Source organism: Mesopusillimonas faecipullorum, assembly GCF_020539505.1.
GTDB lineage: Bacteria > Pseudomonadota > Gammaproteobacteria > Burkholderiales > Burkholderiaceae_B > Mesopusillimonas > Mesopusillimonas faecipullorum.
In genome coordinates this window covers 63,852-89,342 of sequence record NZ_JACDXW010000003.1, presented here as the reverse complement: position 1 = coordinate 89,342, position 25,491 = coordinate 63,852, and the positions used below count along the sequence as shown (strand labels likewise).

Annotated in this window: 27 protein-coding genes; 19 read left to right on the top strand and 8 right to left on the bottom strand. The window is 56.7% G+C overall.

Annotated elements, in window-relative coordinates:
- The first annotated feature begins 93 nt into the window (after nt 1-93).
- Nucleotides 94-1,503, top strand: coding sequence for a DUF2130 domain-containing protein (locus tag H0484_RS06915; RefSeq protein WP_226953817.1), 1,410 nt, complete (start codon nt 94-96; stop codon nt 1,501-1,503).
- A 6-nt stretch (nt 1,504-1,509) separates the two neighbouring features.
- Here the strand turns inward: H0484_RS06915 and H0484_RS06910 are convergent, their stop codons facing one another.
- Complete coding sequence (locus tag H0484_RS06910; RefSeq protein WP_226953816.1) at nt 1,510-3,750, bottom strand: heavy metal translocating P-type ATPase; 2,241 nt, start codon at nt 3,748-3,750, stop codon at nt 1,510-1,512.
- A 244-nt stretch (nt 3,751-3,994) separates the two neighbouring features.
- Between H0484_RS06910 and H0484_RS06905 the strand changes: the two genes are divergently transcribed.
- The 7 genes from H0484_RS06905 to H0484_RS06875 all read left to right on the top strand — a co-directional run bounded on the left by H0484_RS06905 (nt 3,995) and on the right by H0484_RS06875 (nt 9,262).
- Nucleotides 3,995-5,401: a GGDEF domain-containing protein gene (locus H0484_RS06905; protein WP_226953815.1), complete on the top strand. Its 1,407-nt coding sequence runs from the start codon at nt 3,995-3,997 to the stop codon at nt 5,399-5,401.
- Between the two features lie 100 nt (nt 5,402-5,501).
- A complete protein-coding gene (locus H0484_RS06900) occupies nt 5,502-6,332 on the top strand; it encodes a class I SAM-dependent methyltransferase (RefSeq protein WP_226953814.1) in 831 nt (276 codons plus the stop codon).
- Nucleotides 6,329-7,339, top strand: coding sequence for an acyltransferase (locus tag H0484_RS06895; protein ID WP_226953813.1), 1,011 nt, complete (start codon nt 6,329-6,331; stop codon nt 7,337-7,339). Before H0484_RS06900 ends, H0484_RS06895 begins: the two co-directional genes overlap by 4 nt.
- Before the next feature lie 51 nt (nt 7,340-7,390).
- Nucleotides 7,391-7,642, top strand: a complete 252-nt coding sequence (locus H0484_RS06890) for a YkgJ family cysteine cluster protein (RefSeq protein WP_390624824.1) — start codon at nt 7,391-7,393, stop codon at nt 7,640-7,642.
- Nucleotides 7,643-7,786: 144 nt separating this feature from the next.
- Nucleotides 7,787-8,320, top strand: a complete 534-nt coding sequence (locus H0484_RS06885) for a 3-hydroxyanthranilate 3,4-dioxygenase (protein WP_226953811.1) — start codon at nt 7,787-7,789, stop codon at nt 8,318-8,320.
- A 71-nt stretch (nt 8,321-8,391) separates the two neighbouring features.
- The gene (locus H0484_RS06880; protein WP_226953810.1) at nt 8,392-8,838 is read left to right on the top strand and encodes a carboxymuconolactone decarboxylase family protein; all 447 of its coding nucleotides are present in this window, start codon (nt 8,392-8,394) and stop codon (nt 8,836-8,838) included.
- 19 nt (nt 8,839-8,857) lie between these two features.
- Nucleotides 8,858-9,262 (top strand): RidA family protein, encoded by a 405-nt coding sequence (locus tag H0484_RS06875; RefSeq protein ID WP_226953809.1) that lies wholly within the window; start codon nt 8,858-8,860, stop codon nt 9,260-9,262.
- A gap of 63 nt (nt 9,263-9,325) precedes the next feature.
- Here the strand turns inward: H0484_RS06875 and H0484_RS06870 are convergent, their stop codons facing one another.
- Entirely contained in the window at nt 9,326-10,018 is a 693-nt protein-coding gene (locus tag H0484_RS06870) for a GntR family transcriptional regulator (RefSeq protein WP_226953808.1), read from the bottom strand.
- Between the two features lie 99 nt (nt 10,019-10,117).
- Here H0484_RS06870 and H0484_RS06865 point away from each other — a divergent pair, with 99 nt between their 5' ends.
- From H0484_RS06865 to H0484_RS06850, 4 genes are all read left to right on the top strand, one after another.
- The gene (locus H0484_RS06865) at nt 10,118-10,426 is read left to right on the top strand and encodes a hypothetical protein (RefSeq protein WP_226953807.1); all 309 of its coding nucleotides are present in this window, start codon (nt 10,118-10,120) and stop codon (nt 10,424-10,426) included.
- A 3-nt stretch (nt 10,427-10,429) separates the two neighbouring features.
- Nucleotides 10,430-11,278 (top strand): DODA-type extradiol aromatic ring-opening family dioxygenase, encoded by an 849-nt coding sequence (locus H0484_RS06860; RefSeq protein WP_226953806.1) that lies wholly within the window; start codon nt 10,430-10,432, stop codon nt 11,276-11,278.
- 12 nt (nt 11,279-11,290) lie between these two features.
- Nucleotides 11,291-11,926 carry a cysteine hydrolase family protein gene (locus H0484_RS06855; RefSeq protein WP_226953805.1) on the top strand — a complete coding sequence of 212 codons (636 nt, stop codon included), beginning with the start codon at nt 11,291-11,293 and terminating at the stop codon, nt 11,924-11,926.
- A gap of 215 nt (nt 11,927-12,141) precedes the next feature.
- The gene (locus H0484_RS06850; protein WP_226953804.1) at nt 12,142-12,489 is read left to right on the top strand and encodes an STAS domain-containing protein; all 348 of its coding nucleotides are present in this window, start codon (nt 12,142-12,144) and stop codon (nt 12,487-12,489) included.
- 31 nt (nt 12,490-12,520) lie between these two features.
- On the opposite strand, the gene H0484_RS06845 is transcribed toward H0484_RS06850, so the two are convergent.
- Entirely contained in the window at nt 12,521-13,213 is a 693-nt protein-coding gene (locus H0484_RS06845; RefSeq protein WP_226953803.1) for a carbonic anhydrase, read from the bottom strand.
- Nucleotides 13,214-13,253: 40 nt separating this feature from the next.
- Nucleotides 13,254-14,150 carry a helix-turn-helix transcriptional regulator gene (locus tag H0484_RS06840; protein ID WP_226954119.1) on the bottom strand — a complete coding sequence of 299 codons (897 nt, stop codon included), beginning with the start codon at nt 14,148-14,150 and terminating at the stop codon, nt 13,254-13,256.
- Nucleotides 14,151-14,425: 275 nt separating this feature from the next.
- Between H0484_RS06840 and H0484_RS06835 the strand changes: the two genes are divergently transcribed.
- The 6 genes from H0484_RS06835 to H0484_RS06810 all read left to right on the top strand — a co-directional run bounded on the left by H0484_RS06835 (nt 14,426) and on the right by H0484_RS06810 (nt 20,196).
- Nucleotides 14,426-15,472, top strand: coding sequence for a carbon-nitrogen hydrolase family protein (locus tag H0484_RS06835; RefSeq protein ID WP_226953802.1), 1,047 nt, complete (start codon nt 14,426-14,428; stop codon nt 15,470-15,472).
- A 218-nt stretch (nt 15,473-15,690) separates the two neighbouring features.
- Nucleotides 15,691-16,896 carry an amino acid ABC transporter substrate-binding protein gene (locus tag H0484_RS06830; RefSeq protein ID WP_226953801.1) on the top strand — a complete coding sequence of 402 codons (1,206 nt, stop codon included), beginning with the start codon at nt 15,691-15,693 and terminating at the stop codon, nt 16,894-16,896.
- A 58-nt stretch (nt 16,897-16,954) separates the two neighbouring features.
- Entirely contained in the window at nt 16,955-17,830 is an 876-nt protein-coding gene (locus H0484_RS06825; protein ID WP_226953800.1) for a branched-chain amino acid ABC transporter permease, read from the top strand.
- Complete coding sequence (locus H0484_RS06820) at nt 17,827-18,771, top strand: branched-chain amino acid ABC transporter permease (RefSeq protein ID WP_226953799.1); 945 nt, start codon at nt 17,827-17,829, stop codon at nt 18,769-18,771. Before H0484_RS06825 ends, H0484_RS06820 begins: the two co-directional genes overlap by 4 nt.
- Nucleotides 18,768-19,496: an ABC transporter ATP-binding protein gene (locus H0484_RS06815; protein ID WP_226953798.1), complete on the top strand. Its 729-nt coding sequence runs from the start codon at nt 18,768-18,770 to the stop codon at nt 19,494-19,496. Before H0484_RS06820 ends, H0484_RS06815 begins: the two co-directional genes overlap by 4 nt.
- A complete protein-coding gene (locus H0484_RS06810) occupies nt 19,489-20,196 on the top strand; it encodes an ABC transporter ATP-binding protein (protein WP_226953797.1) in 708 nt (235 codons plus the stop codon). Before H0484_RS06815 ends, H0484_RS06810 begins: the two co-directional genes overlap by 8 nt.
- 5 nt (nt 20,197-20,201) lie before the next feature.
- On the opposite strand, the gene H0484_RS06805 is transcribed toward H0484_RS06810, so the two are convergent.
- Nucleotides 20,202-21,530, bottom strand: coding sequence for a chloride channel protein (locus H0484_RS06805; RefSeq protein WP_226953796.1), 1,329 nt, complete (start codon nt 21,528-21,530; stop codon nt 20,202-20,204).
- A 434-nt stretch (nt 21,531-21,964) separates the two neighbouring features.
- Here H0484_RS06805 and H0484_RS06800 point away from each other — a divergent pair, with 434 nt between their 5' ends.
- On the top strand, nt 21,965-22,390 hold the full coding sequence (locus tag H0484_RS06800) for a RidA family protein (RefSeq protein WP_226953795.1): 426 nt from the start codon (nt 21,965-21,967) through the stop codon (nt 22,388-22,390).
- Nucleotides 22,391-22,541: 151 nt separating this feature from the next.
- Here H0484_RS06800 and H0484_RS06795 read toward each other — a convergent pair whose 3' ends face one another.
- The 3 genes from H0484_RS06795 to H0484_RS06785 are packed head-to-tail and all read right to left on the bottom strand — an operon-like array spanning nt 22,542 to nt 25,404.
- Complete coding sequence (locus H0484_RS06795) at nt 22,542-23,978, bottom strand: NAD(P)(+) transhydrogenase (Re/Si-specific) subunit beta (RefSeq protein WP_226953794.1); 1,437 nt, start codon at nt 23,976-23,978, stop codon at nt 22,542-22,544.
- Nucleotides 23,975-24,286, bottom strand: coding sequence for an NAD(P) transhydrogenase subunit alpha (locus H0484_RS06790; RefSeq protein WP_226953793.1), 312 nt, complete (start codon nt 24,284-24,286; stop codon nt 23,975-23,977). Before H0484_RS06790 ends, H0484_RS06795 begins: the two co-directional genes overlap by 4 nt.
- Complete coding sequence (locus H0484_RS06785) at nt 24,286-25,404, bottom strand: Re/Si-specific NAD(P)(+) transhydrogenase subunit alpha (protein WP_226953792.1); 1,119 nt, start codon at nt 25,402-25,404, stop codon at nt 24,286-24,288. Before H0484_RS06785 ends, H0484_RS06790 begins: the two co-directional genes overlap by 1 nt.
- Nucleotides 25,405-25,491: the final 87 nt, after the last annotated feature.

Below are 25,491 nucleotides of genomic sequence, written 5' to 3'. Positions count from 1 at the left end.
CCGAAGTGATAAAGAAGATACTTAAACAAGTTGGCACATCCCTCTGCGTATCCCCGCCGACCCAGCTACACTGCCCGCATTGGGGAGAAAACCATGCATGAAATCATCTGCCCGCATTGCGGGAAAGCCTTCAAAATTGACGAGGCGGGCTACGCCGACATTCTGAAGCAGGTGCGCGACAGCGACTTTGAAAAGCAGTTGCACGAACGTCTGGAGCTGGCCGAGCGCGATAAACGCAATGCGGTAGAGCTGGCGCAAGCCAAGGTGGCGGGCGAGCTGCAGAAAGCGGCGGCAAGCAAAGACGCCGAGATCCAAGAGCTGAAAGCCAGGCTGGATGCAGGCGAGGTGGCACGCAAGTTGGCGGTCACCGAGGCCTTGAGTGCGGTGGAAAAAGAGCGGGACGCGCTGGCCAATGAGCTTGAGCGCGCCAAACGTGACAAGCAGGCATCCAGCGAACTTGCCGAAGCTCGACTGTTGAACGAATTGCAAAAAACGGCAGCGGCGAAAGAGGCAGAGATACAAGATCTAAAAGTGCAGCTTGATGCCAGCAAGCTTACCCAGCGCTTGGCCGTTACCGAGGCGGTCAATGCCGCCGAGCGCGAGCGCGACGAGCTTAAAAGCAGCTTGCAGCGTGCCCAGCTGGAGAAAGATCTTGCGGAAAAATCCCTAAAAGAAAAATACGAAACGCAGATCAAAGACCGCGACGGCATGATAGATCGCCTGCGCGATATGAAAGCGCGGCTTTCTACCAAAATGGTGGGCGAAACGCTCGAACTGCATTGTGAGACCGAGTTCAACCGTATTCGGGCGACGGCTTTTCCACGTGCTTACTTCGAAAAAGACAACGATGCGCGTGGGGGTAGCAAGGGCGACTATATCTTCCGTGACCTTGATGAGGACGGCACCGAGATAGTCTCCATCATGTTCGAGATGAAGAACGAGAGCGACGAAACGGCTACCAAGAAAAAGAATGAAGACTTCCTAAAAGAGCTGGATAAAGACCGCGCAGAGAAAGGGTGTGAGTACGCGGTGCTAGTCTCTTTGTTGGAGCCTGAAAGCGAGCTCTACAACACGGGTATTGTCGATGTCTTTCATCGCTACCCCAAGATGTATGTCATCCGGCCGCAGTTTTTCATTCCCATCATTACGTTGCTGCGCAATGCGGCGATGAAGTCACTGACTTATAAGTCGGAACTCGCACTGGTCAGGGCGCAAAACCTGGATATCACCCGGTTCGAGACCCAGCTGGATGATTTCAAGAACGCTTTCGGGCGCAATTGGCGCTTGGCTTCCGACGGCTTTGAAGAGGCCGTGAAGCGCATAGACGAGGCCATCAAAGACCTGGAAAAAACCAAGGATGCTTTGTACAAATCGGCGAACAATCTGCGCTTGGCCAATGACAAGGCGGAAGACCTGACGATCAAGAAGCTGACGCGGGGCAACCCCACCATGGCGGCGAAGTTTGCCGAGCTTAAGGGGCGCGAAGGCTCCGACCCGCAGTGAGGCGGCTTACTTCACCCCACGTAGTAGTCTGAGGCCGTTGAAAACCACGAGCAGGCTGGCGCCCATATCTGCGAACACCGCCATCCACATGGTGGCGTCGCCGAAAATGGCCAGTACGAAAAAGACAGCCTTGATGCCCAGGGCCATGCTGATGTTCTGCCACAGTACGGCATGAGTCTTTTTTGAAAGTCTGATGGTTTCTGCAACGCGGCGCAGGTCGTCGTTCATGATGAGGATGTCGGCGGCCTCTTTGGCGGCATCGGTGCCTGTTGCCCCCATGGAATAACCAATATGGGCGGCGGCTAAAGACGGGCTATCGTTGATGCCGTCGCCCACCATACCAAGGGGGCCATGAGCCGCTTGCAGCTCGTGCACGGCCTGCAGCTTGTCTTCAGGCAGCAAGCTGGCCCGTACTTCATCGATATCAAGCTGGGCCGCAATGGCCTGCGCTGTCGTGGCGTTGTCTCCTGTCAGCATCACGGGGTGTATCCCTAATGCTTTCAGCTGCACAATCGCTTGCCGGCTGTCGGGTTTTATCGTGTCTGCAACCGCAAATAAGGCCAAGGCTTGGGTGTCGTCGGCCAGAACCGAAACGCTGCGGCCCAAGGCTTCATGTTCTTGCATCAAGACTTCAATTTGCGGCGAGCATAGGCCTTGTTCGTGTAACCAGCGGTGGTTGCCTAATGTGTAGCGGCGACCTCCCACATTACCGAATACCCCTTTACCGATTTTGGCGCCGAAGGCCTGAACCTCAGTAGAGGGCACTTGCAGACCATCTGCCAAGGCTTTGGAAACGGGATGGTCGGAGCGCAGGGCAAGGCTGCGTGCCAGCGATAAGATCTCGCCCTCGGGTTGTGCGGTGACAAGCAAACGATGGGCAACAAGTTGCGGTTTACCTTGGGTAAGGGTGCCCGTTTTATCTAGGGCCAAGACTTTCAGGTGGCGTGCTTGCTCAAGATAGACTCCACCTTTTATGAGTATGCCGCGTCTGGCGGCGGCAGCCAGCCCACTGACGACAGTGACAGGGGTGGAGATGACCAGCGCGCAAGGGCAAGCAATCACCAGCAATACCAAAGCCCGGTAGATTGCATCCAGCCAGGGCCAGCCCGCCAGCAGCGGAAAACCGATGGCAACGGCAAGGGCAAGCACAAATACGGCAGGGGTGTAGATGGCAGCGAATTTGTCGACGAAACGTTGTGTGGGTGCACGCTGGCCTTGCGCCTCTTCGACGGCATGGATAATGCGTGCCAGCAGCGTGTCGTTGGCGGGTTTGCTAACGACGAACTCCAAAGCGCCGCTTTGGTTGACGGTGCCTGCGAATACGGTATCGCCGGGGCCTTTGTCGACGGGAATGCTTTCGCCGGTGACTGGCGATTGATCAACCGCACTGACGCCTGCGCTGATGATGCCATCCAGGGCAAAGCGTTCGCCGGGACGCACCCTTGCCACAGCACCTACGGTAACGTGTTGGGCATCCATGGCCAGCCATGAACCGTTGGGTTGGCGTATTTCGGCCTGAGGTGGGGACAGCGACAGCAGGCCTGCCACGGCATTGCGGGCACGTTCTACCGCACGCGCTTCTATGAGTTCGGCCAGTGCATACAAGGCCATCACCATCGCGGCTTCTGGCCACTGGCCGATAATAAATGCGCCGCTGACGGCAACGCTCATCAGCGCGTTGATGTTCAAATGCCCGCGCCATAAGGCGGCAAGGCCTTTTTGGAAGACGCCCAAGCCCGATAAAGCGATGGCGGCCAGCGCGGCAGCCATGCCGACGAGCTGCCACACCATGCCGGCGGGCGCCAGAAAATGGCATAGCTCTGCCAGAACGGCAATGAAAAGCGCGGCGGTGAGGCGTAGAAGTTGATGGCGCTGGGACTGTGCAATCTGCTCTGCAGAGGGTGGGGCGCTTAGCTTTTCCACGCCAAAGCCCATGCCTTTGATGGCGTCTATCACGGCATGCCAATTGCCCTCCGGCGCTTCCACTGCCAAGGTGCGAGCCGGCAAGTCAAAGATCAAGCCGCGCACCTGTTTGAAAGGGGCCAGTGCTTGGCGTATTTGTCCTTCTTCGACCAAGCAGTCCATTTGGGGGATGCGCAGCAAAAGCGCGCCGGGCGGCACAGCAGCGGCAGGCCGGCTGGCCTCGGTAGAAGGATGGGTGGCACAACATGCGTCATGCGAGTGAGCATGAGAGTGATCGGGGTGATGCGAGTGGCGACTCGCATGCGTGTGTTCGGTACTGTGCATGGCTATGACTTTGATGTGCGTAGCAGACAACAAGCCATTGGCGACGACGCCGAGCTGGCCTCCCCCATGATTCTATAACGCACCGCCTTCACCTTGCTTCATTCCATCTCAACTGCCCCATCCTGGCCTAGTCACGCGGTGGCGTTACGCCGAAAGGTCTTTTCATTTCTTGAATATACGATTGACGACTGTTTATTACAATCGACTTGCTTTCCAGCTCAATACTCTCTGTCCATCCACGACCATGTTTATCTCCGATGCTTCTACAACGGGTGATGCAGGTTTCTCGCCGGCGGTGCGAGAGGGTGAAATCCTGCGTCACGTCAGCGCACTCATGGCACTCCCTCCCGATGTGGCTTGGTTGCAGTCTGCCGTGTCTCGTGCCGTTCACGATCTGGGAATACTCCATGCCTGGGCGTATCTGGATCTGCCCGATGAAAAGCCGCGTTTGTTCCATGATGAAGGCCTAAGCGTCACGTTAAGGTCGGCCGTGTTGCAGCTCGCACACGTATTTGACGATGAACTGGGTGATGGAAAATCGGTGGCGTGGATCAAAGGGCAAGCGCTGAATACCTTGTCCGAAGTTTTGCAAAACCCGGTGCAGGCATGCCTGCTAGGGGCTTTGGCTTTGCCCGACGGATCGCCTTGCGGGCATCTTGTTTGGGTGTTGGCCCAACCCCCGGTGTCTGCCCCTGCCTACGAACCCGCTTTGCAGGCCTTGCTTCATCACGTGCGCTATGCAGTGTTCAGCAAGCGTGTCTTTGAAAAGAAGCTAGAGCGCTTGCAAGAGGCAGTTGATCAGTACGAGTCTTTGCTACAGTCCGCGCCAGTGCTGTTCAACGCTTTTGAGGAAGACGGGCAGTGTGTCATGTGGAATAAGGAGTGCGAACGCCGATTGGGTTGGAATCAACAAGAGGTGTTCGAGCATCCCGAGCCTTTATCCTTGTTCTACCCCGACCTGGATGACCGCAAGAAGGTGATTGCCTCGGTTAGTTCCAGCCCCAGCCTGACTTTCCAAGAGTGGGCTCCCAGAGCCCGTAACGGTGAACGTGTGCACACCATATGGTCTAACGTGCGTTTGCACGGTGGCCGTGTTCTTAACATCGGCATAGACATCACCGAGCGTAAAAAAGCCGAAATCGAAGTGGTGCGCTTGTCCAAAATCGATGCCTTAACCGAGTGCTGGAACCGCAAAGAGATCGTAGAGCGCTTGAGCCGGGCTCTGGCAGCCAGGCGGCAAAGTGATCCCAGTTTTGTTGTGATGATGCTGGATCTGGATTACTTCAAGAGTATCAACGATAGCTACGGGCACCTGAGGGGCGATTTGGCTTTGCAGCACTTTTGCAAGCACCTGAGAAGTTGCTTGCGGGGGATGGATCAATTGGGGCGACTGGGCGGTGAGGAGTTTCTGATTTTGTTGCAGGGTAAAACTGAAGAGGCCGCCGAGGGCGTGTTTGCACGTTTGCGTGAAAGCTTGCAGGCTCATCCGGTCATGTTGGGCGACGAGCCCGTCGTGCTAACGGTCAGTGCAGGCATTGCCGCGCCCCGTTGCAAGGAAATCGGTGTTTCAGAGATACTGCGCAGGGCTGATCAGGCCTTGTATCAAGCCAAGCAACAGGGTAGGGACAGAGTCTGCGTCTACCCTTCATAAGCGCTTAAGCTCAGTCACAATACTGAACTTTTCTTGAGAGCGCCGATCCGCCTACGTGTATAAAATGGTTTTCATAAAAACCACGTGGAAGCGGACAAACATGAAACTCCCGATACGCGCCTTGTTGCTGTCCTTGACTTTGGGCTTGGTAGGTAACGTTTGGGCGCAGAGTACTTCCCCAGTTGTCGACCCGCTGCGAGCGGCTGTTGATAGCAGTGTGCGCACCCCGGTTTTCGTGGCGCGCGACGAGGCCAGGCACCCTTACGAAACCCTCAGCTTTTTCGAAATTAAGCCCAACATGACCGTGCTGGAGATTTCCCCCGGTGGTGGTTGGTATACCGAAATTCTGGCGCCTTACCTTCGAGAGCAGGGGCGTTATATTGCGGCGGTCTATGATGGCCGTTCTCAGCTAGAGCGCTATCAGCGCTATGCCAAGATGTTCGAAGAAAAGCTCGCGTCCAAGCCCGAGGTGTTCGACAAAGTTCAGGTTAATTTTTTTGAACCCCCTAATGCTCTGGCCCTGGCCGAGCCAGGCACCGTCGACCGCGTGCTCACCTTCCGCAATGTTCACAATTGGCTGGATTACAGCGAAGACACAGCGCTTGGCATGCTGCGCAGTATCTATAGCAGTCTGAAGCCAGGCGGCTATCTTGGCGTGGTAGAGCATCGCCTGCCTGCACAGCGTACCCAAGATGCCAAAGCCAGCTCGGGTTACGTGCATGAAGACTACGTGATCGACCTGGTACAGAGGGCAGGTTTCAAGCTGGTGGGCCGCTCCGAGATCAACGCCAACGCTAAAGACAGCGCTGATCACCCCGGTGGCGTGTGGGCCTTGCCCCCCTCGTACCGTAATGGTGAGGCGGATAAGGCCAAGTACCAGGCCATAGGCGAGAGCGACCGCATGACTTTGAAATTCGTCAAGCCCGAGTGAGCGTTACGCAAACTGATTACGGCAGGCTTGATGCTGCCCGCTGGATGGCTGCGCTGGCAGTGGTGCTGCTGCATTGCGCCGCCTTTCCTTTAACCTCCACTACCGACTACGGCTCTACTGCGTGGCAATGGGCTAATGTGTACGATGCCGCCACACGCTGGTGTGTGCCTGTATTCGTCATGATTAGTGGCGCTTTGCTGCTCGACCCTTCCAAGCGCGAAGGCTTTCGGCGTTTTTATCAGCGTCGTGCGATACGCATACTGCCTGCCATTGTTTTCTGGTCTGCCCTTTTTCTGTTGTGGCGCGCCTATATCTATAGGCTTGAGGATGCGTCCGTCGATGCTCTAGATTGGCTGCGCTTGGCCCTGAGCGGCGAGCCTTACTACCACTTGTGGTATCTCTACATGCTGGTGGGCTTGTACCTCTTTACCCCATGCCTAAGGTTGCTATATAGCGGGAGTTCTGTGCGGCAGCGTTTGTTCATGATTTTGGTGGTGTTTGCTTTGGCGACTTTGCAGGGGCTGCACCGTGAAATCAGTGGCTCGGGTTATGGTTTTTTTCTGGTGTGGTTCCTGCCTTACATCGGCTATTTCATGGCGGGGCGCATGATGTTCGAGGGCCAGTTGCGCTTGCCACTACCGGGGCTGGTGTTTGTGCTTGCGGCAGCGCTCACAGCTGCGGGGGCCAGTGCCCTGACCACTTCCGAGTCTCTTAACGTTTACTTTTACGATGCTTTCAGTCTGACAGTGCCGTGGATGTCTCTGGCCGTGTTTCAGCTGATCTTGAATGCACGTCGCCTGCCGCGTTTACCCGCTGTGATTCCCCTGACCTTCGGCATTTACCTCGTGCACCCCGTGTTTCTGGACATAGGCAAGCAAACCGGCTGGTACGCGCCGCAGGCCAGCACGGTATGGCAGGTACCGCTAACCGCCCTGATCGTTTTTGGCTTGTCGATGGCGACGGTCTGGGTGCTGCGCCAGGTACCTGGTTTTACGCGGCTCACCTGAAAACGGGGGCGGCAGCCGCGTTATCATGGCAGGCTAATGAGCCTGATGACGATGAATTGCCGCGACCAATGCGGTGCCTGTTGCACTGCCCCTTCCATTTCCAGCCCGATTCCCGGTATGCCGCTTGGCAAGCCCGCTGGGGTGCGCTGTGCGCAGTTGGATGAACACGAGCGGTGTCGCATTTTCGGCCACCCCGGGCGCCCTAAGGTCTGTGCGTCTTTGCAGCCCAGCCCCGACATGTGTGGCCATACGCGCGAGCAGGCCTTGCAATGGTTAAGCTGGCTAGAGCGCGAGACGGCTTGACGCCAGGATATTTCTGATAAGGGCGGTAGGTCACCACACGGCTATCGGCCACCCGCAATAAAATCGATTTTTTGGTAATTTATCGGTTATTGTGTCAGAATGACGCGCCTTAGCAGTCCACCCCTAAGTCGAGCAGGAGACAGCATGATCATTCTTGAAAACTTCAAAATGCCCAATGTCGATCTGGATGCCGTCATGCAGCATCTGAAGGACACCGGTAAGCGTACCCATCAATTGTGGTTGGATGACGAAACACTGGCTTTCGTGGCGCGCGGGCGCGAATATCGCAGCGAGTTTCACATCAACCCCAGCTACGAAATCCAGTATTCGCTTAAGGGCTTTCAAGATCTGATGTATCGCACCCCCGAGGGCGAGGTGAAGGTAGCCCACGTGCCAGAGGGCTCGGTGCTTTATCAACCGCCCTTCGTGCCGCATTCCCCCCGTTTTGCCCCCGATGCTTTTCAATTCATTATTGAACGCGTGCGCAAGCCTGGCGAAATCGACAAATTTCACTGGTTCTGTCCGCAGTGTGATCATCTGTTGCACGAAGAAACCTTTTTCGTCGACGACTACCGCAAAGACCCGGTCAGTCGCGCTTACGATAATTTCTTCAATTCTCTCGAGTTTCGCACTTGCAAGAAGTGTGGCACCGTGGCGCCAGGCCGCGACGGAAGCTGACAGCCTGTGACTTTTCTAGTACGATAAATCGATTATTTAATATAAATCGATTTATCGTAGAGGATACTTGCATGCTGCCACCCAGAATAGATAAGGAAGTTGTTCGCCAAGCCATGGGCGATTACGCCGATCCCGCCACGACGGCGGAATCGCGCAGCGCCATCTACGAAGACTTGCTCGGTTTCGTCCCACCCCGCATTGAAGCTCGCATGCATGTCACGGGTGCGCTTGACCCCGAAATGTTGGCTATCCAAGAGCGCATGCGTGAACATGGCATGTATCCCAAGTGTTTTGACGTCAAAACCTCGCAGTTAATGCTGTTTGGCATGTTGCTGATGGATGGTAGCGACGCATCGGTATTGCATGGTATTGCTGCACGTCGTGCTGGCGCTACTTGGGAAGAAATGCAGGCAGTGGTCAACCTGTGTTTCCTGTTTCGCGGCCTATCGGCTGCCAATCGCGGTGCCGAGCAGCTGGCCAACATTGCCAAGCGCGAAGCTGCCAGTCAGGCGGCTTGAGCCCTTACGGAGAACCCAGATGCCCAAAATTCTTGTTCATTCCGACGCGGCGCCCACCACTGGTTTTACCAATCAAGGCACGCCATCGCCCTTGGCGCAGGCCATTCGTGCGGGTGATTTTCTTTACTTGTCGGGTCAAGGGCCGCTAGACCCTAAAACTCGCGAGGTCGTCTCTGACGATATTCAGGTGCAAACGCGTCAGACGCTCAGCAATCTGCGCTCGGTGCTAGAAGCCGGTGGCGCGAGCATGGCGCAGGTAGTCAATATGCGTGTTTGCTTGCGTAACACCACTGATTTTGCGGCCTTCAACGAGGCCTTTCGCGAATTCATGCAGGGCGAGAAAGTCACGCGCACTTGTATAGGTGGTACGCCGCATCGCGCCGGTGTTCTGGTCGAAATAGACTGCGTGGCTTACCTAGGCTAAGCATCTGGCCGTGCCGGGCTTGCCGGCAGCACCCGCATCGCTTTCAGGGGCCGTGAAGACGGCCTACTGAGTGACTGTCTGCTGCGCCATCAAGGCACGCAAAGCGTATTCGGCGCTGCGTTCGATATGCCGGCGCAGCAGGTCGCAAGCATCATCAGCGCGTTTACTGACGGTGGCGTCGCAGAGCGCCTCGTGCTCTTGTCGTACGTCGCGGTCTATGGGCACATCGCGCAAGAAAATGCGGCGATAACGGTCGTTAAGGTCGTGCAGCGTGGCGCAAAATTGCAGCAACAAAGGCAAATCGCAGGCACAAATGAGTTGGCGGTGAAAATGCGCGTGAGCGGATTCCCATAGGGCCAGTTGTTCCCCTTCGATATTGACCCGTTCAAGCTTGTTCAGTCGGTACAAAGCCGCAATGATCTCGCCTTCCCATTGATCGTCGCCCAAACGTATGGATTCGCGCAGGGCAAAACTTTCGAACTCGCAACGCAGGCGTGTGACTTCGCGCAGATTGTCTGGGGATACCGGCGCTACGGTGTAGCCGCGCCGACCCTCGGTCATCACATAGCCTTCGGCACTCAAACGCGACAGCGCCTCGCGCAGTGGGCTGAGGCTGACGCCGAAGTCGGCGCGCAGATCATCCAGATGCAGGCGCGTTCCTGGCATCAGGCGACCGCTGGCGATATTGGCGCGCAGCCTTTCGGCAATGGTTTCGGAGAGCGTCAGGGAGGCTTCGAGTCGAGTCGAAGTGGACATGGAAAACCCTAGGATTTTTGTACTTGGCTTGACACCCATTATAAACGACCCTACAGTAAATCGATTATTTATAAATAATCGTGAATTGGAGAAAAATCGATGGGCATACAAAATGTCGATAAGACATTGCCGTCTAATCAGATGGTTTTCGATCTGCGTCGCGATGCTGATAAATACCACTTATTTCAACAAGACATCGAACGCGTCATGCAGGATTACGGCCTCACGCAGGAAGAGCGTATGGCGTGGCGCGGTATGGATATCTCTCGTCTGGCTGAATTAGGCGTGCATCCCTACTTCTTGCCGCAGATCAGCCGTTTGTTCAAGGGCGGCGGCTATAACCACAACGATAGCGATGCCGCCCGCCTCTATGCCGAGAAAATGGGTATCAGCCAAAAGGAGAGTTAAAAGATGGCGCAGCTTGTCGCTACTCTGGGCATTGCCCACGCACCCGGCGTGACGGGTTGGATAGATCGCGCCCCGAAATCGGAGCAAGACGCCGTGCTTGCCGGTTACGCTGAGTTCACGCGGCGTATGGACGAACTCAAACCAGATGTTGTGATCGGTGTGGCCAACGATCACTTGCTTAACTTTCCCATGAGTCACGTACCTGACTTCTGTGTCGGTATTGGCGATCAATGGGAAGGCCCGGCCCCCTGGTTCAAAGATTGGTTGAATGTGCCCGACTACCAAGTGCAAGGTCATCGCGAGATGGGCCGCGCACTGGTGCGCGAGTCGGCCAAGGCGGGCATCAATCATGCCTTCGCAGAAAAACTGTTGTTCGACGATAACTGGTCTGTGCCGCTCAAGTTTTTGTTCCCGCGTTACGACATCAAGTTCGTCCCCATTCACATGAATCCCATCGTGCCTCCAACGCCTTCGTCGGCTCGCTGCCTCGAAGTGGGGCGGCAAATTGCCCGCATCGTGCGCGAGTTCCCTTCGCAAGAGCGCGTCGTGCTCATGGCTACCGGCGGTTTGTCGCATGACCCCGGCGGTGTCGACTATTTCACGGTGCACGAAGATTTTGACCGCTGGTTCATGGGCTTGCTGGAAACCGGAGACACCGAAACCGTAGCGCGCGAGCTTCCCTTTGAAAAATATCTTGAAGGTGGTGATGGTGGTGGCGGCGAGCTTCTGGCTTGGCTGGTGGCGATGGGTGCGGCTGCCGAAGCGGGTCGCCCCAAAGCAGAAAGCGTGTTCTACGTACCTTCCGTGCCCATGCGCTGCGGCATGGGCGGGTCGTATTGGGACCTGAGCTAAAAGGGCGCGCATATGGCATCAAACAGCGATTTGCCTTGGGTGAACGAGTTGGCGCCTTCACAGTGCGCCTTGGTGGTCATCGACATGCAGAATGATTTCTGCGCGCCCGGTGGCTATATAGATCAGGTCATGGGCAAAGATGTTTCGGGTGCGGCGGCAGTCGTGCCTGTCATTGCCGAGCTTGTGCAGCGCGCCCGTCAAGCCGGCGTGCGGGTGGTGTGGGTGGGGTCTGACTATTCCACTGAAAAAATCCCTGCCTCTATGCGCCGCAAATTGGCCCTGCGAGGTATTACTGCCGAATGTTGCAAGCCGGGCACTTGGGGTAGCGAATGGTTTGGCGTTCAGCCGCAAGCGGGCGAGGCCATCGTCATCAAGCACAACTATGCGGGCTTTACGGGCACCGCTTTGGGTAGCGTTCTTCAAGATTTAGGTGTGCGCACCCTGGTGTTCACGGGGGTGCAAACTCAGGTGTGTGTTGAATCCACCGTGCGCGAGGCGCACGCCATGGGTTACACCGCGGTGGTTGCTCGTGATGCGGTGGGCTCGCACAGCCCCGTTTTGCACGAGGCCAGTCTCACCAATATTCAGTTTCTTTTCGGCGAGGTATGTGCAGCCGGCGATATTGCCGCCGCTTGGCAGGCGGCATAGCAGCAGTCTTTTCCAGCCAATAATCAATCAGTAGACCTCGCCGCAGCCACTGTAGACGAGGGTCTGTGCTCTTTGCATTTGTCAGCCGCGCGAGCGGCTGATGCAATAGAAGAAAGGCTGTTGCTCCGCTCCGCCTGAATGTATTATGTCGTTTTCTCGCTCTACGAATGGATGCTTCCCAGTGTCTTTTGTAGGGCGACAACAAAGGAAACGTAATGTCATTCAGTGTGGTTCATGAATCCTGGGGGCCCAGCCAGCATAGACTTAGCCTGCACGGCAGGCTCGACACCTCAACACGCCCCCAGCTCGAGCCCCTGGTTGGCGAATTGGCGTCTCAAGAAAATGTCTTCTTGGTCTTCGACTGTGAGCAGCTCGACTACGTGGCCAGCGCAGGGCTACGCGTGTTTTTCATGGCTTACAAGTACGCCGAGCAGCACGGCGGTCGGATCGTTTTCAGCGGTTTGCAGCCTACGGTACGTGTGGTTTTCGAAGTCAGCGGCTTCCTCAAATTCCTTGAGGTCGTAGACAGCCTTGCTAAAGCCAAGGCCCTGGCCGCCGCTTGAAAAACTAAAGGGGCCTTACACCCCCGGTCGTTTAAATCACGGGCAAGAGCAGTGTGGGGCTTTCGGGCGTGGTCGTCCAAAGGTCGCCGCTTTCAAGGTCAAACCACCAGCCATGCAGCTGCAGATTGCCCGCATCTACGCGGGCGCGCAGCCACGGGTAAGTCATCAGATTGCGCAACGAACCCTGTACCGATGCGCGCTCGACCAAGTCTTGGTGTTCCCTTAACAGATCTATCGAGATTTCTTTTTGCGAACCAGGGTTGTCGGGGTCGCCCACGAACTGACGGCAGGCATCCATGGCGATAGAAACCCAGTCGGCGATGAAATCGCGCTGCATATCGTTGCCCGACAAAGTAGAGAGCAAAGCCTGGATACCCCCGCAGCGGCCATGTCCCAACACGATGATGTTGGGCACTTGCAAGTCGCGCACCGCGAACTCTATAGCCGAACTGGTACCGTGAAAGTTGGCGCTGGGGCCGTAAGGCGGAACGATATTAGAGACGTTGCGCACGGTGAAAAGCTCACCCGGCTTGGCGTTGGTTAAAAGCGCTGGATCGACTCGAGAGTCGCTGCATGAAATCACCAATGTGACAGGCGACTGACCTTGTTCTACCAATTGCCGCATGAGTTCGGGGTCTTGGCTGTAGAAGCGCTGCTTGAAGTGGCTGGCGCCTTGCATCAAGTGTTGAATATCACGGCATTGGCAGGAGTCGGTAGTGGGCATGCTGGGCAAACAGTCGCGTAAATAATGTGTGGAGGCCGGCTCAGTGACTCAGGCGGTACGCCTTGGGGGTGAGGCCGGTCATTTTCTTGAATACATGGGTAAAGTGGCTTTGAGTAGAGAAGCCGCATTCCAATGCAATTTCTGCCAGTGTATAGCGTTGCTGTCGTAAGAGTCGACGAGCAGTGTCCACACGCATCTTGAGCAGGTATTGATAGGGGGTTACCTGGTTCAGTGATTTGAATTCCCGTATGAAGTGGAAAGTCGACATGCCGGCGGCATCGGCGATGGCGTCCAGACTGATGTTCAGACCCAGGTTCTGTTTCATGAAGGCCTTGGCGCGCTCGACTTTTTCGCCCGAGGGGTGAGTGTCGCACGACAAGGCTCGCAGCGTTAAATTGGAGTGGTTTTTTATCAGGCAGGAGGCAAACTGCGTGGTGACCAACTGCATGTACTTGGTGTCGTAGACCAGCGAGGGTTGGTTTAAGGCTTGTACAAACTCTAGGCACAAACTGGCCAGCAGCGGGTCTGCGTAAGCCAAGCGTGGCAATAGATCTATGGTTGCGGGGTCGGTGTTAAAGATGGTGGCAGAGACCTCGTCAAATACCTGACGATGCACATATAGCAAGAGCGTGTCGGGTTTGCCATCTATGTGCCAGTGCACTTCGGTATCGCTGGGCAACACGCTGAACTGGTGAGGGTGTAGCCAGGCGGCGTCAGTGTCGTCGTGGTCGCCCATCATACGGGTAACCAGCGTGGGGCTACGCAAGTTAAAGGCGATGCCTATATGCGGGATAGCCGGCAGCCGTGCATTCCAAGGCGCCTCACGCACTAGCGAGGCGTGAGCAAAACCCCAGTTAAAGGGCGTACTGTCGGTAAGCAGAACATTGCGTTCGCGGTAGGCGACCAGATGGGTGTCACGTTCGCGGATTTCTACCATGTCCACTTAGTGGGCTCCGTATCGATGTGGTGCCAAAATACGCACCGATTGAGGCGGATAAAACGAATCAAGGGCAAGTAGTATTTTCTTACTAATGCATTCTACTGCATCGCCTCAGGCAAACAAATCTCCGGCCCGTGCTGCGCTGAAAAAGCAGGATTCTGCAAAAGCTGGGCAACATTCGGGAAGCCACGATAAGCGGGGTGGACAATAATTTTCGAGAATGCCGGCAAGCCTTCTTGCGGTCCGGCTCCACTACAAGAGAAGAGGAGACTATGGGAGATTCCTACCCCGTCATTAAGGCGGCTGTTGTGCATGCCGCTTCCGAATTTCTGGATCGCGAAAAGTCTACTGACAAGGCATGTCGCCTGATCGAAGAAGCGGGCGCCCAAGGGGCGCAGCTGATTGCTTTTCCCGAGTCATTCATTCCAGGCTATCCGTTCTGGATCTGGACGCACACCCCTACTCGCGGTGCGCCGCTGTTTGCCGAGTTCTTTGCCAATAGCGTAGAGCTAGACTCAGATTGTGTGCGCCGAATCGGCGCTGCAGCCCGCAAAGCTGGGGCCTATGTGGTGATGGGAGTCACCGAGCGCGACGGCGGAACACTGTACAACTCGCAGTTGTACTTTAGCGATACGGGCGAGCTTATCGGTCGCCACCGCAAGCTGCAGCCTACCCATGTCGAGCGCACGGTCTGGGGTAGGGGTGACGGCAAAGACGTCGTTGTGCTGGATACCGCCATCGGCAAGCTGGGCGGCTTGATCTGCTGGGAACACACCATGGATCTTGCACGTTATGCCCTGACGTCCATGGGGGAGCAAATTCATATTGCAGCCTGGCCCGGCATTTCTGCGCTCACCCACGACCCGAACTCCGGCTTCTTCAACGATGTCACCGCCTCCGCTGCACGTCATCATGCTTTGGCGGGGCAAACCTTTGTGCTGAACGTGCAGTCTTGCGTCAACGAGCAAGTTATCGAAAAGTTAGGCTTGCAAGGGCAAGAGGACATGATTCGCGTAGGGGGCGGGTGGAGCGCCATCATTGGGCCTAACGGTTTGTTCGTGGCCGGGCCGCATACTGAAACCGAAACGATACTGTATGGCGACCTCGACATGCAGCAGATCGTTTACATTAAGTACATCTGCGACTCGGCCGGCCATTACGCGCGTCCTGACGTCCTTCGTTTACTGACCAATTTTGATGCGCAGCCGGTTGCCGAACAAGTGGGTGAGCCCAGCTCTGGCTTGCCTGCCGACTTCAAATCCGCCAAGCCTCAGCGCGAAGAATCGCCAGACGGCGAGGGGACGGTAAGCGGTGGGTAAAGACACGCCAACAGGGCCGTTTACGGTTCCTGAACGCTAAGGTTTTTACTAGCCTACAGGAGGAGGGCAGCGTGATATGCTCGACGCCAGAAGGTAGTCGCGTATAAAAATGGTGCCCCCTGTTTTGAAAAAAAGCAGGCCGATTGTGCGGCATGCTCCATAACAAGTAGTACCCCAAGGAGATTCAAATCATGGTTTCTATGTCACGCAGATTCGCCATGCGCACCCTTACGTGCGCGGCAGCCCTGGCGATGGGAATCGCCGTCATGGCTCCGGCTAGTGCACAAGAGCGCAAAGCGGTAAAGATCGGCTATGCCGTCTCCAAAACGGGTGTGAATGCGGGCGGCGCCGGCATTACTACCATTCCCAACTACAAGCTGTGGGTAGAGGAAATCAACGCAGCGGGTGGTCTCGAACTCCCCGACGGCAAGCGCTTGCCCATCGAAGTCGTCGAATACGATGACCGTTCTTCCGCCGAAGAAGTCGTACGCGCCACCGAGCGCCTGATTACTCAAGACAAGGTGGATTTCGTTCTTTCTCCCTGGAGCACCGGGTTTAACCTGGCGGTCGCGCCTTTGCTCGACCGCCACGGCTATCCGCAGTTTGCTTCCGCCTCAGTCACGGATCGCGCCTCTGATTTTGCCAAGCGCTGGCCACGCAGTTTCTGGCTGCTGGGTGGGGGTGCCGATTACGCGGGCGCCATGGCCGACGTGCTGGGCCAAGCCTACAAGCGCGGCGAAATCAACGACAAAGTGGCGGTAATTTCCGTGGCCGAAGGTTTCGGTATCGATCTCATCAAAGCCGCGCGCGAGGCATTCGCCAAGCAAGGGCTTAAGATCGTCATGGACCGCACCTATCCTGTGGGCACAACAGACTTCACCCCCATGCTGAACGAGGCCAAAAGTTCAGGCGCCGACAGCTTCGTGGCGTTCTCTTACCCACCTGAAACTTTTGCCCTTACACAACAGTCGCAGGTAGCCAAGTTCAACCCCAAGGCATTCGCCCTGGGCGTGGGTACGGCATTCCCCAACTACCTCGCTGCTAACGGCAAAAATGCCGAGGGTGTCATGAGCCTGGGTGGCATAGACCCCAACAACAAAGCGCTTATGGATTACCGCAAGCGTCACCAAGAAGTCACCGGTCAAGTGCCTGACTCCTGGGCCAGCACCATGACTTACGTTGGTCTGCAGATGTTGGCTGAAGCCATCAAGCGGGTTGGCCTTGACCGCGACGCTGTCGCCAAAGAGCTCGCCAACGGCACCTTCCAGACCGTATTGGGCGAAACCAAGCTCGAAAACAACCAGTTGCGCGACATCTGGTGGACGGGGCAGTGGCAAGACGGCGTTTTCGTCGGACTCGAGCCGGCTGACCAGCCTGGTGCGGGCAAGCCGCGTCTGCCCAAGCAGCCTTGGGGCGAGAAGTAACCCTTAACCAGCGCCCCCTTGCGGGGCGCTCATTCAATCCTAGAGAAGAGGCCGGCTCATGCTGACCACGGCGCTGATCTCGGGCCTGGTGCTAGGCGGAACATACGCTTTAGTCGCCATGGGCCTGTCATTGCAGTACGGTATTTCGCGCATTTTGAACCTTGCCTATGGCGAGATCGTCATTTTTGCCGCGTTTGGTGCCTTCGTTCTGTTTGCCACCATGAACATCAACCCCGTGTTGGGGATGGCAGTCGTATTGCCGCTGGCATTTGTATTCGGCTATGTGGTTTACGGCCTCATGATGCAGCCCTTGGTCACTCGTTCGGCCAAGCGGGGCACGCTAGAGGTAGATTCCATTTTGGCCACTTTTGGGTTGATGTTCGTACTGCAGGGCGTGATGATGGCGTTCTTCGGTTCCAATTACACCAGCTATAACTATTTGAACTTCGGCGTAGAAGTTTTTGGCACTACGCTGGCTGCCAATCGCTTGCTCGCCTTCGGCTTGGCAGTGGTCATCGGGGGCGTGCTGTTCTGGGTGCTCACGCGTACGCGCTGGGGTACCACCGTTCGCGCCATCGCCGTGGCCCCGGGTTCCGCACCCTTGGTCGGCATCGACCTCAACCGCACGGCACGCTTTGCGTTTGCCTTGGGCACTTCCCTGGCTGCGGCTGGCGGCGTCATGATCTCCATGTACCAAACCTTCACGGCGGCAATGGGCGTGGTCTTCACCATGAAAGCGCTGGTTATCGTCATCATGGGGGGCTTAGGCAACCTCATGGGCGCTTTGGTGGCGGGCTTGCTGCTGGGGGTGGCTGAAACCCTGGTGGCTACTTATGTAGATCCTGGCCTCACGCTGGCGACTACCTATCTTGTATTCCTGGGTGTGCTGCTCTGGCGGCCCTCTGGTTTGTTCGGCAAAGGGGCAAGCCGATGATGCGCGCGCTATTGTTCATTGTGGTTGCCGCCGTAGCATTGGCGTGCTTGGCACTGCTGCCCAGCAAGCTGGGTGGAGAATATGGCGTGGGCCTGATGCTGGGCATGGCGGGCTACGTTACATTGGCCAGTGCCTGGGCCTTGTTCTCGGGCCCCACCCGCTATATCTCTCTGGCAACGGTAGCCTTTTTTGGTATCGGTGCCTACACCGTTGCTGTACTAAGCGACCATCTGCCTTACCCCGTCGTGTTGGCCATTGCCGCGCTTATAGGTTTTGTCGTGGCCTTGGTTGTGGGCTTGGCTACCTTAAGGCTGGCGGGCATCTACTTTGTCATCTTCACCTTTGGTTTGGCCGAACTCGTGCGCCAATTGGTGTCATGGTACGAAGTCAACGTCACTGCTACCTTGGGGCGTTATATTTTTCTGTCTATCACTGCCGAGCAAATCTACTGGCAACTGCTGGCGCTGGCAGCCATTACGCTGGGCATAGGTTGGCTGATCTCGCGGTCGCGCATAGGCTTGGCGCTCAAGGTCATTGGTGATGACGAAGTCGTAGCGGCACATACCGGTATACCGATTGCCGGTATCAAGCTGGGCCTTTTTGCCCTTAGCGCCACGCTGATCACTTTGGTGGGGGCTATTCAGGCACCACGCTGGACATACATAGAGCCGGCCATCGTGTTCAACCCCACCATCTCCTTCCTTACCGTCATCATGGCCTTCCTGGGCGGCGCGCATCGTTTGTGGGGTCCCACACTTGGCGCCGTCCCGCTGTTCCTATTGTTTGAATGGCTAAGCGCCAACTTCCCCGCGCACTATTCCATCATTCTTGGGGTGTTGTTTATCGCTATCGTCTTTCTTGTTCCTGATGGGATACTCTCGCGCTTCGAGGGTGGCTGGAAACGCTTGCGCACGGGCGCACGTACCGGAGGCGCGTCATGAGCACCCTGTTGGAAATCCAGAATCTTTGCAAACAGTTTGGCGGCCTTAAAGCTGTCAACGACGTCAGCTTTACGGTGGCAGAAGGCGAGATCGTTGCCTTGTTGGGCCCCAACGGATCAGGCAAGACCACGGTCATCAATATGATTTCCGGTGCCTTGCCTCCCACGTCTGGCTCCATACGTTTGGGCGGTGTGGTGTTGTCTGGTTTGCCGCCACACAAAATTGCGCATAAGGGCGTAGCCCGCACGTTTCAGCTGGTGCGTGCTTTACCCTCACTCACCGTCCTCGAAAACGTGATTACCGCGCTGGCATTCCGCGGCAAACCGCTGTGGGGAGCCCAGGCGCGCAGCCGCGCCGAAGAGCTGCTTCAACAGGTAGGGCTGGAGGGCCGTGGGCCCGAGCACGCGGCTGACCTTACCTATATAGACCAAAAGCGCATGGAGCTTGCACGTGCGCTGGCCGCTGACCCACGTCTGCTGTTGCTAGATGAATGGCTTTCCGGCCTTAACCCCACAGAACTGCGCGTAGGCATAGACTTGATCATGTCTCTGCGAGAGCGCGGCATGACCATTCTGCTGGTCGAACACATCATGGAGGCCGTACGGGCCTTGTGTAGTCGGGCCGTTGTCATGAATGCGGGCACCAAGATCGCCGATGGTCCGACGGCACAAGTCTTGGCCGACCCGGCCGTTGTGGCAGCCTACCTCGGAGACGAAGATGCTTGAAGTCAGCCAGCTTTCCTTACGTTACGGACGGCATCTGGCCTTAAACGAGGTTTCGGTCCAGGCCTCCGAGGGCGAAACCGTGGTCATTCTGGGTGCCAATGGCGCAGGCAAGTCGTCTTTGCTGAAAGCCATAGGCGGTTTGGTGCCGGCCGAGGCCGGCAGCAGCGTGACGCTGGACGGCCAGCCTTTGATAGGGGTAGCGGCTCACCGCATACCCGAAATGGGTGTTGCGCTGGTTCCTGAAGGGCGGGGTGTATTCGGTGATCTGACGGTCGAAGAAAACCTGTTGCTGGGCGCCAACCCCAAGCGGGCTCGTGCTACCGAAGCCAATCGTCATGCCTTGGTGTACGAGCTTTTCCCCCGGTTGTCCGAACGTAAACGTCAGATGGTACGGACGATGTCGGGTGGCGAGCAGCAAATGGTAGCCATAGGTCGTGCGCTGATGAGCAATCCGCGCTTCTTGCTGCTGGACGAACCCAGCCTGGGTCTGGCCCCAATTGTCGTGAAAGAGTTATTTGGCGCCTTGCGCCGCGTAAAAGAAACAGGCGTGGGCATGCTGGTGGTTGAACAGAACGTTTCCATCTCGCTCTCTATCGCCGACCGTGGCTACCTGATGGAAGCGGGGCGCATCGTGGGCGAAGGCAGCGCAGAACAACTCAAGGGCGACGAAGCGGTGCAACGTGCTTTTCTTGGGGTCTAGCGCGGTTACGTGACTTGTGTTTGCTGGGCGGCTTTAGCCTGCCCAGCATTAGGCAAGTAGTTCAAGGCCAGCGCATGATAGAAGGGCAGGCGCCAGAAGCATTTGGACACTTGAGTCGCAAGCAAGGACACCGCCATCAAAGGCATCATCATGTCATTGCCGTCTGTCATTTCTACCATGATCACAAAGGCGGTCAGGGGCGATTGCGTGATGGCTGACAGAAAGCCCACCATGCACAAGGCTGCCAGTGCCTGCAGTGGCAACGTGGTGACCACCATAGACAGTAGATTGCCTATCCCTGCGCCTATGGCCAGGCCAGGGGCAAAGATGCCGCCGGGAATACCTGACATATATGAAACCGTCAGGGCGATAAATTTAAGCGGCGCATAAAAGGGCGACATGGGCTCTTGTGTTTCGAGCAAAGAGCGGGCTTCGGCATAGCCGCTACCGAAGGTGGCGCCGCCAGAAACAACGCCCACAATGGCCAATACCAAACCGCAGATTGCAGCAAACCAAACAGGGTGCAGGCGTTTGATCAGAGCCAAAGGCGAGGGCAACCAGCGCAAGGTGTTAAGCAGCAGCCAACAAAACAGGCCGCCGAACAGCCCGGTGATGATGCCGGCTGCCAACAGAATCGGTACTGCTGACCACAGCCACGGGATAGTCGCTTTGATTTGGCCGAAGTAAAGATAATTGCCTTGTAGGCTGATGGTAACCACGCCCGAGAAAAGCATCGCGGCGATGAGTATGCCGCTGGTGCGCGAGGCAAAGTTACGGTTGAGTTCTTCGATGGCGAATACGATGCCTGCCAGCGGAGTATTGAAGGCAGCAGCCAGCCCGGCTGCGGCGCCGGCTGTGGCAAGCTGGTTCTCCATGAACTCGCTGCTATGCCGGTAACCACGTCTCATGGCGTACATTAGCGAGGCGCCAATTTGTACCGTGGGCCCTTCACGACCAATCGTAAAACCGCATAACATGCCGATGAACGAGGCAATGATCTTGCCTATCATGATACGGAACGACAACAGGGAGCGAGCCAGGGAGTGGTCTTCCAGCGTGGCAATCACCTGTGGAATGCCACTGCCCTCGGCTCCCTGAAAATATTTACGTGTCAGCCAAACCGCCAGGGCGGCGCCAGCGGGTGTCAGCACTAAAGGCAACCACCAGGCATAGGCCTCGATACGCCTGAACAGGGCAAAGGCGGAATCCATCAACGAGGCATAGCCAACAGAGACCAAGCCTACCAGCAAGGCACCTAGCCAGAACACGCCATAGCGCTCCCAATAGGAAAGCAGGCGATCACGCATAGAGCCGGATGAGGTGGGGGCAGGCATGGACATAGGCGCAGTGGATGAGGGAATGAACCGAACCCATTATAGGTGGGGCTTGGTATCCCAGCGCGGCTGCCTCAAGATAGTGACACGCAGCAGCGCCATGGCATCTTTCGTAAGGTTCCTTATATGACTACTTGCCCTGTGTGGGAGCGGGAGGAGTAATGCTTACACGTTGATGCCGTGAGCTGCGCGGGCTTAGATCGGAGGGGCGGAGGTTTATGCCCCTCCCAGATAGGCTGTCGAGCTGTTCTTCCTGCATATCGATCACCATGCCTCATGATCGACGACTTCAAGCAGGCTTGCTTCAGACTCGTTTCATGCTGGAAACGCAAGACCACGTTCAGACTCATGTCATGTTGGAAAAGACTTGCTCTTGCAAAGATGTGGGGCTGGGATAAGCTATGGCTTTCCCATCCATTGCTACGGAGACATTCATGGCGACTTTCAAGCAATCCAGCCAACTGACGATATCCAACCCCGCTGGTCTGTACGACCCCAGCAACTATGGTTTTTCTCATGTGGCGGATGTAGCGCCTGGATCGCGCATGGTGTTCATTGCCGGGCAAGGCGGAGAGCGTGAAGACGGCAGCTACCCTGAAGGCTTTCAAGCTCAGGTCAAGCAGGCTTTCCATAATCTGCTGACCGCCTTGCGTTCTGTCGGGGCCGAACCTAAAGATGTGGCCAAGATGACGATCTTGATTGTGGATCATGCCGAGTCCAAGCTGGCGCAGTATGGCGCCGAGCTGATGGCGGCCTGGGGCGATGTACCCAAGCCCGCTTGCACGCTGATTCCTGTACCCAGGTTGGCCCTGGACAGCATGCTGTTCGAGATCGAAGCCGTGGCGGTTTTGCCGGCTTGATTCTCAACTGCGGCAGGTTTGGCCTGCGACGGGCTTGAGCCCATAAAAATGCCTCCCGAAGGAGGCATTGCACTACTTTTAGAACCCCCTGGGGCGCGCTGCGCTTAGGGGGTTCTGTTTTTGGCCCGCCTTTTGCAAGGCGGGGCCTGTTTTACTCCACAGCTTTGACCATGTCTTCGATGACCTTCTTGGCGTCACCGAAGACCATCATGGTCTTGTCCATGTAGAACAGTTCGTTGTCCAGACCGGCATAGCCTGCCGCCATGGAGCGCTTGTTCACAATGATGGTGCGTGCTTTGTAGGCTTCCAGAATGGGCATGCCGGCTATGGGTGATTGCGGGTCGTTCTTGGCAGCTGGGTTGACCACGTCGTTGGCGCCCAGCACCAGTACGACATCAGTTTGCGAGAACTCGCTGTTGATGTCTTCCATTTCGAAGACCTGGTCGTAAGGCACCTCGGCTTCCGCCAACAGCACGTTCATGTGACCAGGCATGCGTCCGGCGACAGGGTGAATAGCGTACTTCACCGTCACGCCTTTCTCCGTCAACTTCTCGGCCAGCTCTTTCAGGGCATGCTGTGCGCGAGCGACAGCCAGACCATAGCCGGGCACGATGGTGACAGTCTCGGCATTGCTGAGCAGGAAAGAAGCGTCGTCGGGGCTACCCGATTTGACGTTGCGCTGTACTTGCTCGCCGCCTTGTGCGGCAGTGGCGTCTCCGCCAAAACCACCCAGAATGACGTTGAAGAAGGAGCGGTTCATGGCCTTGCACATGATGTAGGACAGAATCGCACCCGACGAACCCACCAGCGAGCCCGCAATGATGAGCATGGAGTTGTTGAGCGAAAAGCCTATGCCTGCTGCTGCCCACCCTGAATAGCTGTTCAGCATGGAAACGACGACCGGCATATCAGCACCGCCAATGGGGATGATGATAAGCACACCCAACACGAAGGCCAGCGCGGTCATGATAATAAATGGCAGCCATTCTTGCGTGGCCATGAACCACAGGCCGCAGACTATCATGACAACGGCCAACAGCAGGTTCAGCATGTGCTGGCCCTTGAACACAACTGGTGCGCCTTGGAAGAGCCGGAACTTGTATTTGCCCGAGAGCTTGCCAAAAGCGATGACGGAACCCGAGAACGTGATGGCGCCCACGAATGTGCCGATGAACAGCTCAAGCCGGTTGCCTACCGGCAGCATGCCGCCTTCGGGTGCAATGTTGAAGGCTTGTGGTTCGGCCACGATTGCCACGGCGATGGCAACGGCTGCCAGACCAATCATGCTGTGCATGAAAGCGACCAGTTCGGGCATTTTGGTCATTTCAACGCGCTTGGCCATAAGGGTGCCAACGCTGCCGCCAATGACCAGGCCCAGCAGTATCCAGCCCAGACCCACGCCTGCTTGACCAGGTTTGGCCAAGCTAACGATCAAGGCAGCTGTGGTGAGTACGGCAATGGCCATGCCCACCATGCCGAACACATTGCCGCGTCGGGAGGTGGTCGGGTGGGAAAGCCCTTTAAGCGCCTGAATGAAGCAGACTGAGGCAACGAGATAGAGGAGGGTGACGAGGTTGATGGATATCACGATTTGTCTCCGCCTTTACGTTCTTTTTTCTTGAACATTTCGAGCATGCGCCGTGTGACGAGAAAGCCGCCGAAGACGTTGACGGCAGCCAGCGCCACAGCGAACACGCCCATGAAGCGGGCAAGGTTACCTTCGGTCAGGCCGGCGGCCAGCATGGCACCCACGATGACGATGGCGGAAATGGCGTTGGTGACGGCCATCAGGGGAGTATGTAGTGCCGGCGTAACGTTCCAGACAACGTGAAAGCCCACGTAAACGGCCAGTACAAAAATGATGAGATTGAGCAGGGTAGGGTTGATAGCTTCCATTACGCGCTCCTAATGAGATTGCCTTGCGTGCACATCAGGCAGGCGGCGACGATTTCGTCCTCGCGCTGGATGGCCAGCTTGCCCTCGCCATCGACGATAAGCTTGAGGAAGTCGAGCAGGTTGCGGGCATACAGGGCCGAGGCGTCGGTGGGAACCAGCGCCGGCAAGTTGGTATAGCCCACCAGGGTGACGCCATGCTTTTGCACGACTTGATCGCGTTCCGAGAGCGGACAGTTGCCGCCCCTTTCGACTGCCAGATCGACGATGACTGAGCCCGGCTTCATGGCTTTTACGGTCTCTTCGGAAACCAGAGTGGGAGCGGGGCGACCTGGAATCAGGGCGGTCGTAATGACGATATCGGCTTGTGCGCAGCGTTCAGCCACCAGTTTGGCTTGTCTGGCCATCCAGGCGGCAGGCATGGGGCGTGCATAGCCGCCTACGCCTTGGGCGATCTCGCGTTCTTCATCGGTTTCGAAGGGAACCTCGATGAACTTGGCGCCCAGTGATTCCACTTGCTCTTGGGCGGCGGGGCGCACATCGGAGGCTTCGACCACCGCACCCAAGCGGCGTGCCGTAGCAATGGCTTGCAAGCCGGCCACGCCAGCCCCCAGGATGACAGCACGGGCAGCCTTGAGCGTGCCGGCAGCCGTCATCATCATGGGGATCAGACGCCCGTAATGATGGGCAGCCAATAAGACAGCTTTGTATCCGGCCAGGTTGGCTTGGGAAGAAAGTACGTCCAGGCTTTGCGCGCGCGTGATGCGCGGTGCGGCTTCGAGGGAGAAAGCGGTCAGCCCTGATTCGGCCAGTCGTTTCAGCCCTTCGTGATTAAAAGGGTCTAGCATGCCAACAAGAACGGCGTCTTTGCGCATCGACGCTATCTCTTGTTCTGAGGGCGAGCGCACTTTGAGCACCAGCTCTGCGCCCAATGCCTGGCTGGCGTCCACTAATGTGGCGCCTGCGGCTTCATAAGCCTCGTCGGGATAATTCGCGGTGATACCGGCGCCACGCTCGATAATGACGGCATGTTTGCCGGCAACGAGCTTCTTGACGGTTTCAGGCGTCGCCGCGACACGCGTTTCGCCGACGAGGCTTTCGCGTGGGATACCTATTTGCATCAGCTCCTCCTTGCTGCAGTACAGCATTTTTTTTGAAGTGATTAATATACCTGAAGGCCCAAAAAACCACCTATCCAGTAACAAATT